Here is an 8513-nt window from a genome sequence, read left to right as displayed (position 1 = left end):
CGCACCCCCAACCAACTTCGCCCCATAAAAATTACTCGCAACTATACCAAACACGCCGAAGGCTCTGTACTTGTCGAGTTTGGCGATACCCGCGTTTTATGCAATGCGAGCGTCACAAAAGGCGTACCGGGTTTTTTGAAAGGTAGCGGGCAAGGCTGGTTAACCGCAGAATACGGCATGCTACCGCGCTCTACCGGCAGCCGCATGGGCCGCGAAGCCGCTCGCGGTAAACAAGGCGGTCGCACCGTAGAAATTCAGCGCTTAATTGGTCGTTCGCTGCGTGCTGCAGTGGATTTAGACGCGCTGGGCGAGTTCACCATCGTTGTCGATTGTGATGTTATTCAAGCCGATGGCGGCACGCGTACTGCCTCAATTACTGGTGCTTGCGTTGCTGTTGTTGATGCACTTAACCACCTGCAGAATAGCGGTGCGCTCACATCAAGCCCGTTAATATCGATGCTGGCTTCTGTGAGCGTGGGCATTTACCAAGGTGTTCCCGTTTTAGATCTTGATTACCCAGAAGATTCAGACGCCGACACCGATATGAATTTAGTGATGACCGCAAATGGCGGCATTATTGAAATACAAGGGACTGCCGAAAAAGCCCCCTTCACCGAAGACGAATTCCAAGCCATGCTCGCGCTCGGCAAAAAAGGCATTCAAGATCTTATCGAGCTACAAAACGCCGCACTTGCTGAATAATTAATTACACTCTTCAGGCGAAAAAAAACCCAGGTATCAAATGTGATACCTGGGTTTTTTATGTCTACGTTTCAACGCTAGCGTAAAAGGGTAGACATAAAAATTACAAGCTCAACACCTTTTCACCACGGGCAATGCCGGTAACGCCAGAACGAACAACCTCTAAAATAGAAGCTTCTCCAACCGCTTGGAAAAAGGAGTCTAACTTATCGCTGTTACCCACAATTTGAATGGTATACACAGAAGCCGTAACGTCCACGATTTGACCGCGGAAAATATCAACGCAACGTTTAACCTCTGCACGCTGAGCACCGGTTGCACGCACTTTGATGAGCATTAACTCACGCTCAATGTGCGCACCTTCCGTTAAATCGACTAACTTAACAACATCGATCAATTTATTAAGGTGCTTTGTGATCTGCTCAATAATGTGATCGTCACCAATCGTGGTTAAGGTTAAACGCGATAGGGTTTCGTCTTCGGTCGGTGCAACGGTTAGCGTTTCAATGTTGTAACCGCGCTGCGAGAACAAACCCACAACACGAGAAAGTGCACCCGGCTCGTTTTCAACTAAAACTGAAATAATACGCTTCATTAGGTACGCTCCGTTTTACTTAACAACATATCGCGCATGGAACCATTCGCTCCCACAGAACCGCCCGCCGGAATCAACATGGGGTAAACATGCTCTTTGGGGTCGACCATGATGTCGACAAAAACGGTGCGATCTTTCATGGCAAAGACTTCGGCTAATTTTTCTTTTAGCTCTTCGCGTTTAGTAATACGCACACCCACATGACCGTAAGCTTCGGCTAATTTAACAAAATCAGGCAGTGAATCTTCATACAGGCTTTCGGAGTGACGACCACTGTATTGCATATCTTGCCATTGCTTAACCATGCCTAACGATTGATTATTAATGCAGATAATTTTAACTGGCAAATGGTATTGGGTACACGCGCTAAGCTCTTGAATACACATTTGAATACTACCCTCGCCAGTAACACAGGCAACGGTGGCATCAGGGAATGCGTACTGCACGCCCATGGCCGCAGGCAAACCAAAACCCATCGTGCCCAAACCGCCAGAGGTAATCCAACGACGCGGGTATTTAAAGGGGTAGTACTGCGCCGCAAACATTTGGTGCTGACCAACATCGGTAGTGACGTAGGCTTCGCCGTCTGTAACTTCGTAAAGCGCACTAACGACCTCTTGAGGCTTAATAGAGTCACCCGTGGTGTCGTAACGCGGCTTAGTATTAATGCCGTGCTTTTCACGCCAATCATTAATAGTTGTCCACCAAGCCGAAAGCGCATCTGCATCAATTTCTTGATCTAGCTCAGCAAGCACCTGCAGCATATCGCCTAATACGCTATCTACTGGGCCAACAATGGGCACATCGGCTTGCACTGTTTTAGAAATAGACGCAGGATCGATATCGACATGCACAATTTTGGCATCGGGGCAGAACTTGTCTGGCGAGTTAGTCACGCGATCATCAAAGCGCGCGCCAATGGCAAAAATGACATCGGCATTGTGCATGGCAAAGTTAGCCTCAACTGTGCCGTGCATACCTAACATGCCGATAAATTGCTTGTCGTTACCGGGGTACGCGCCCAGCCCCATTAGCGTATTAGTCACCGGCACTTTCAACTGTCGCGCCAGCGCTGTTAACTGCTCGCTGCCATTACCTTGAACAACACCACCACCGGCATAAATAATAGGGCGCTTAGCGGCCAACATTAACTGCATGGCTTTTTTGATCTGACCTGCGTGCCCACGTGTGGCCGGGTTATACGAACGCATGCGCACTTTATCGGGGTAAGCGTAATCAAAAAGCTTATCGGGCGCGGTCATATCTTTAGGGATATCCACAACCACAGGACCCGGTCGCCCAGTAGCGGCGAGATAAAAAGCTTTTTTGATAATCTCGGGAATTGTCGCGGCGTCTTTAACCAAAAAGCTGTGCTTAACAATGGGGCGCGAAACACCGACCATGTCGGTTTCCTGGAAAGCATCTTCACCAATTTTATCGCTAACCACCTGGCCAGATATCACCACCATCGGGATGGAGTCCATATAAGCCGTTGCGATGCCCGTAATCGCATTAGTCGCGCCAGGGCCAGATGTAACAAGTGCTACACCAGTACGACCGGTTGAACGCGAATAAGCATCGGCAGCGTGAGTAGCCGCTTGTTCGTGACGCACCAAAATGTGGTGCACCAATTTTTGTCTATAAATAGCATCATAAATATGCAGCGCGGCACCGCCTGGGTAACCAAAAATACACTCAACGCCTTCGTCGGCTAAAGCACGCAGCAGCATATCGCCGCCGGATAATTGTTCCACCTTAAATTTCCTCTCTATAAGAGAATACCCCCCTTGGGGCATCCACTAAAACGGTTGTCATCGCTACGCAAAACGAGCAGATTAAGTAGGCGTAAACAATGAGATGAAGTAACACCCAACACCAAGAAAAACAGCGACTGATAGCCGCTGCGAGCTGGGCGGAGCCTAAGGGATGAAAGGCTCCCGCACTTCGGATGGTTGGGATACCCCGTTGGTACCCTTGGGCAAAGTGATGCTGAGGTTGGCCAGCCTTTGCCCGCCATCTGGCGAATAGCCCATTTTCACAGTTGCGCCCTTAAAGTTCAAGCCTTCCCCTTGCCATTAGGCGCCCAAATCTCTAGCCTGCCGCTATATTCCATCAACGCCACCCCCATGGTCCCGAGTAAAGCCCCTTTTGCGGCTCAAATTAGGAAGCGTATATGAAAATTCTATTTATCGGCGGTACCGGTAACATCAGCCTAAGCACCAGCCTGCAACTCATTGCCGGCGGACATGCGCTTTGGTTATGCAACCGCAACACACCGCTAGCCGGTGCCCATCATATTACTTGCGACATTAACGATGAAAAGGGTGCAAAGCAAAAACTACAGGGCCACGAATGGGATGTTGTCGTCAATTGGGTAGGCTTTACCGAAGAGCACGCCCAGCGCGATATTCGACTGTTTAACGGGCACTGCAAACAATATATTTTTATTGGCTCGGCGTCGTGCTACCAAAACCCCGGCCCCAGCCTGTACATTACTGAAGAGCGCAAACTGGAAAACCCCCACTGGCAATATTCGCGCGATAAAATCGCCGCCGAGGCCGCGCTGCTTCTAGCCTATCAAGAAGTCGAATTCCCGATTACTGTAGTGCGCCCATCGCACACCTACAGCACGGTTATTCCTTTAACCATTGGCGGCTGGACACACTACAACACCATCGCGCGCATGAAAAAAGGCCAGCCAATCGTAGTGCAAGGTGACGGTACATCGCTGTGGACACTCACCCACGCCCGCGACTTTGCCAACGGCTTTATCGGCTTACTAGGCAATAGCGCCGCCATTGGCGAAGCCGTACACATTACATCCGATGAAGTACTGGATTGGAATACAATCTACCAACAAACCGCCGCCGCATTGGGCGTAACCGCCAACATTGTGCACGTTACCAGCGACGCCATCTGCCAACTAGCCCCCGAGGAAACCGGCTCGCTGTTAGGCGATAAAGCCGTAAGCACACTGTTTGATAACAGCAAAATTAAACGCTTAGTGCCAGGATTTAAAGCCGTTATACCGTACGCAGAGGGTATTAAAGAAACGCTGGCGTGGTTTGAGGCGGATATAAATAGACAGGTGATTGATGAAGGGGATGAGGAATTGATTGAACGGCTGGTGAGGATGGGCAGCCAACAATCGACGAATTAAACATAAGGGCATCTCTAAAAATGCACTTTTCCGGCGATAGCGGCGTCAGTACCGCTCTCGAACCCTCACTTACACCACGTGAACTTCAGTTCTCCAGGCGGGGTTCCCTGCTCTCACTACAAAATTACTCTTTTTAGAGGCGCCCATAAAAACAGGAGAAAACCAACGCAGCCTTTCTCCTGTTTTTTACAAAAAAGCTTATAGCGCCACTTTTTCGGCTTTTCCGTAATAAACATGGTAAAGCTTAATAACCACATACAGCGAGCCCAGAAAGAACAGCGCTAATGTTATTGGCAGCGCCCCAGGGACCCCTAAGTTTCCGAGCAGACTTTTCAGTGGCATCACCAACTCGTGGAAAATGTATAACGGGAAAGCCATCACCCCGATAATAGTCATCACATTTTTAACAAACTGTCCCGCACTACTGAAATTCGTACGATGAATACAGTGATAGGTTAAAACCAAACCAAGTAATACCGTCCCAGCATAAAATAACCACATCCACAAAAAGCCCCGAGGGTTAGGCCAAATCCACCAACGCTCGGCAATACCGCCTTCAACGGTAATTAAAATGGCCAATACTGATAGCGCCACACCAATCACACCCAAAACCGACAAAGACCGCCCTTTAACAATATAATCCCGCAATAAAAAACCAAATGCAGCGCCGAGCAATACACCGCTCGACAACTCAAAATACTTATATTTAGCCGTTAATAAAAGAATAAAAGGCTGGATATAGAATTTTTCCGACGGAGGAATTTTTAACGAAATCACAAACAAATTTATAGCATAACAAAGGCAAGATGCCAGCAGGGCATTCGCGAAAAAACCCAACTTTTTATGCGACAATAGCTTTAACCACAGAGGTATCGACAAGCAAGCCGCCAAATAATACACAAGAATTGACCAGCCAGACGTTGCTACATATAGGGCGCTTATCGATTCCCCTTCACTGAGTTTATTCAGTACTCGCACAGCACCAAGGCACAGCAATCCAACCGTTAGAATTGAAGCATTACGTAAGGCTAAGTTAACAACTGACTTGGGGCTATTCAGGTAGCGAGGAAACATGAAATAACCTATTCCGGCGCCAAAGACAACCGAAAATCCAGGCGTCCCCGATGAATACAGCGGAGCTAAATACTGATTCATTGTCGCAGCCCAGGGCGGCAACCGCGCAATAATACCGGGTACCCAATGCGCCGCAATATTCAACAATACCAAAACACCACGGACAATATTAATCGCCTGACTACCATTAGCCAAAGGCGTATTATCCGCATCGATGGAACCCGACGAACCACCGGCATGATGCCCCACAATTTGCTCTATTGATAAACCCTGAAAAACTTTTCGGCTCACGTCGCGAGATACGCCAGCTTTTTCCATCGCCATACTCACACGAATAGCCGACAGCGAATCCCCGCCCAAATCAAAGAAGCTATCCTTAGGGCTCACAACCTCCAACCCTAAAACTTGCTGCCAAATAGCAATAATTTGAGCGTTTAAATCATTGCCATCCCCACGGCTAAGCACCTCCTCTTTCTTTGTCTTACTTTGTTTTTTATAGTCTGCGGAAATCACTTTACGCTTAATTTTACCGGTATCCGTTTTAGGTAGCACAGGCATTAAGAATATATCGGGCGCGCGCCCCAAATTGATATGGCTGTCTTTCAAGACTTGTATAAATACGGCCTTTAAAGCATCGCTCTGCTGCACCGTATCGTTATCTATCGCCAATACGGGCACCTCGCCACGCACACTATCAACGCCACCAAATATGGCAAAACCTTGCTTTATATTGGAGCCAGCTTTAACTTTAACCTCTAAATTTTCGGGGTCTATTTTAACCCCACTGCAATTAATCAAGTCATCTCTACGGCCATCAAAATACAAATAACCGTTATTCATATGCCCCAAATCGTTCGTCGTAAACCAACCCTCGGCATCAACAATCGAAGTAGCCTTACCGTCTTTTAAAATAGAACTGGATAAGTGGGGGCCGCGAACTTGAATGCATTGCTCAGCGTTAATCTGAAACTCAACATCGAGTATCGCTTGCCCAACCGACTCAAGATGCTCTTCGGGGCAGCGGCTAATATCCAGAAAGGAACTACGGGATGCCTCGGTTAAACCATAATGCTGCACAATTCTAGCGTTGGGAAAAATAGCTTTTAACTGCAGCTTTTCCTCACGACTCATATATTGGCTGCCGATTTCTATCCACCGAAGGCTCCCACCCACGTCCTCAAAAAGCTCCGCCGATGAAAGCAATAATCGCCATAGCGAAGGCACCGCCGAAATAGCATTGATCTGCCCGACCGCAAGCATATCCAAAATTTCGAGCGGGTTAAAACCATTCTCGGGGATGAAAAATTGACCACCAATAGCGCTAATAGTACGGCAGCGCCCAAACCCAAAAGAATGGTACACAGGTATACCCACATACTCTCGAATCTCATCATCCAACGCCATTACCGAAATCAAACGCTTCGTCGTATTGGCCAATGCGGCATGCGAGATCTGAATCGCTTTGGGCTTACCTTCTGTGCCCGAACTAAAGGCGATTTGAGCAATATCACTAGACTGACTAGGCTTAAAAGCCTCACCGCGATACCAACCACACACCTTTTCAGGCTCTACCCGCCGCGCAATACTCAACCCGTTTAAAATATCTGGGCTAGAACCGTGAGGCACAGAAGCGTATGCTTTTTGATCATTAAGGCAGCGAAACACCTCAGATACGTACTGGCAAGAGTTGCTAGCTAATATGGCAACTACATCGCTGTCTTTCTGTGAGCTCATCCAATACTCCAAGTGGCATATAGAAAGTTGCAGAGATAACAGAGGGCCGAACCCTCTGAGATAAAAAGAGGCACAGTCTATGCACTAGGCTCGCCTTATACAAGCGAGCCTTACAGAGTAAAACCACTGGGTATAGGGCCTACAGATACCAACAGTGCTCAAACGTCATACAAATAAGAACCTTTAATACCTAAGAGGTAGACCCAGCGCAAGACTCAGAGGCCCATTAATCGCTACTAATAACAATTCACATTTGGCGCGTAAGTACACACATCAAAAACCATAACCCGCTATATATAAGCACCGCGCGCCTCAAAGCGCATAACACCTTGGAGCTAACAATGGCCGAACCCACTGCAGTTAATTCACAAATCACCGATGCTATCACTCAGGTCAATACCAAAGTACTCGCCGAAGCGCCCGCCATGGCGATGGGCTCGCTGTATCAAACCATTGGTAATTCCGTAGCTATGGCTGCGGCCAATGCGGTTTATGCGCAACAGCAGGCCAACGTGACCTACCAAGCCGCGACAACATTGGGCATTCAGAAATTGTTCGAACAGCGCTCAAATGAGGCTAAAAATAGCTTTACGAGCTTAGACTTACAGCATCTAGATCAACACATCGAATCCTTAGAGCAACAACTAGAGCACGTAAAGCGCTTAAAAGAGGACACCAACAAAGAGGAGCAATCATAATGCCGGATGAGACATCAGCGGCTTCATGCACGCACTCGCTACCCGAGAACCCGCAAGCTATTGCTCAAATGGCCTACCTTTCGACAATGCAAGTAATGAACAGTATGTTGCAAGATGTAGCCACTTTTAACCGCAACAATCAAATGCTTTACAGTGCAATGGCCAGTAAAGCCATGATAAAAATCGATACCGACATTAATGCAGGAGAGACCGAACTCAAACAAGCCGAGGTTTTTCTAAGCTTTAGCCAACAGCATGTACAAAAAACCACAATGTATTGCCTCGAGACACTAAAGCAATTCAAAGTGCTGGCAGAAGAATAAACAGCAATAAAAAGCTAAGGGGCGTGCACGAAATAAGTTGCTGGAATTTGGTTTTGTGAGTGCACGCTTGGCGAGGCGAAAATATGGCGCAATAGCCGGCTATTGCAAATATTTTTAACGACGGCAAGCGTGCCACCAGGAATTCAAAAACGGGAAGTTAGGGACGAGGAAACAATATTTCATCCACTAATGCTTGATGTCGACATCCTTACCTTCGTTGCTCAAAG

At 47.8% G+C, this 8513-nt stretch carries 7 protein-coding genes; 4 read left to right on the top strand and 3 right to left on the bottom strand.

Annotated elements, in window-relative coordinates; translation table 11 throughout:
- The coding region (rph, locus tag AC3A8L_RS17410) for a ribonuclease PH (RefSeq protein ID WP_487963548.1) at positions 1-702 on the top strand (702 nt) is incomplete at its 5' end.
- A gap of 103 nt (positions 703-805) precedes the next feature.
- On the opposite strand, the gene ilvN is transcribed toward rph, so the two are convergent.
- A complete protein-coding gene (gene ilvN / locus AC3A8L_RS17405; RefSeq protein ID WP_487963547.1) occupies positions 806-1297 on the bottom strand; it encodes an acetolactate synthase small subunit in 492 nt (163 codons plus the stop codon).
- Positions 1297-3051 carry an acetolactate synthase 3 large subunit gene (locus AC3A8L_RS17400; protein WP_487963546.1) on the bottom strand — a complete coding sequence of 585 codons (1755 nt, stop codon included), beginning with the start codon at positions 3049-3051 and terminating at the stop codon, positions 1297-1299. Before AC3A8L_RS17400 ends, ilvN begins: the two co-directional genes overlap by 1 nt.
- Positions 3052-3470: 419 nt before the next feature.
- On the opposite strand from AC3A8L_RS17400, the gene AC3A8L_RS17395 reads away from it, so the two are divergent.
- Complete coding sequence (locus AC3A8L_RS17395) at positions 3471-4457, top strand: NAD-dependent epimerase/dehydratase family protein (protein WP_487963545.1); 987 nt, start codon at positions 3471-3473, stop codon at positions 4455-4457.
- 198 nt (positions 4458-4655) lie between these two features.
- Here the strand turns inward: AC3A8L_RS17395 and AC3A8L_RS17390 are convergent, their stop codons facing one another.
- A complete protein-coding gene (locus AC3A8L_RS17390) occupies positions 4656-7265 on the bottom strand; it encodes an AMP-binding protein (protein WP_487963544.1) in 2610 nt (869 codons plus the stop codon).
- Positions 7266-7606: 341 nt separating this feature from the next.
- On the opposite strand from AC3A8L_RS17390, the gene AC3A8L_RS17385 reads away from it, so the two are divergent.
- Entirely contained in the window at positions 7607-7963 is a 357-nt protein-coding gene (locus tag AC3A8L_RS17385) for a RebB family R body protein (protein ID WP_487963543.1), read from the top strand.
- On the top strand, positions 7963-8286 hold the full coding sequence (locus AC3A8L_RS17380; protein ID WP_487963542.1) for a hypothetical protein: 324 nt from the start codon (positions 7963-7965) through the stop codon (positions 8284-8286). The genes AC3A8L_RS17385 and AC3A8L_RS17380 overlap by 1 nt, the downstream gene beginning before the upstream one ends.
- Positions 8287-8513 lie beyond the last annotated feature (227 nt).

It is taken from the genome of Marinagarivorans sp., assembly GCF_982758155.1.
The sequence above is the reverse complement of the archived record's forward strand: the minus strand, read 5'-3'. Positions and strand labels throughout refer to the sequence as shown.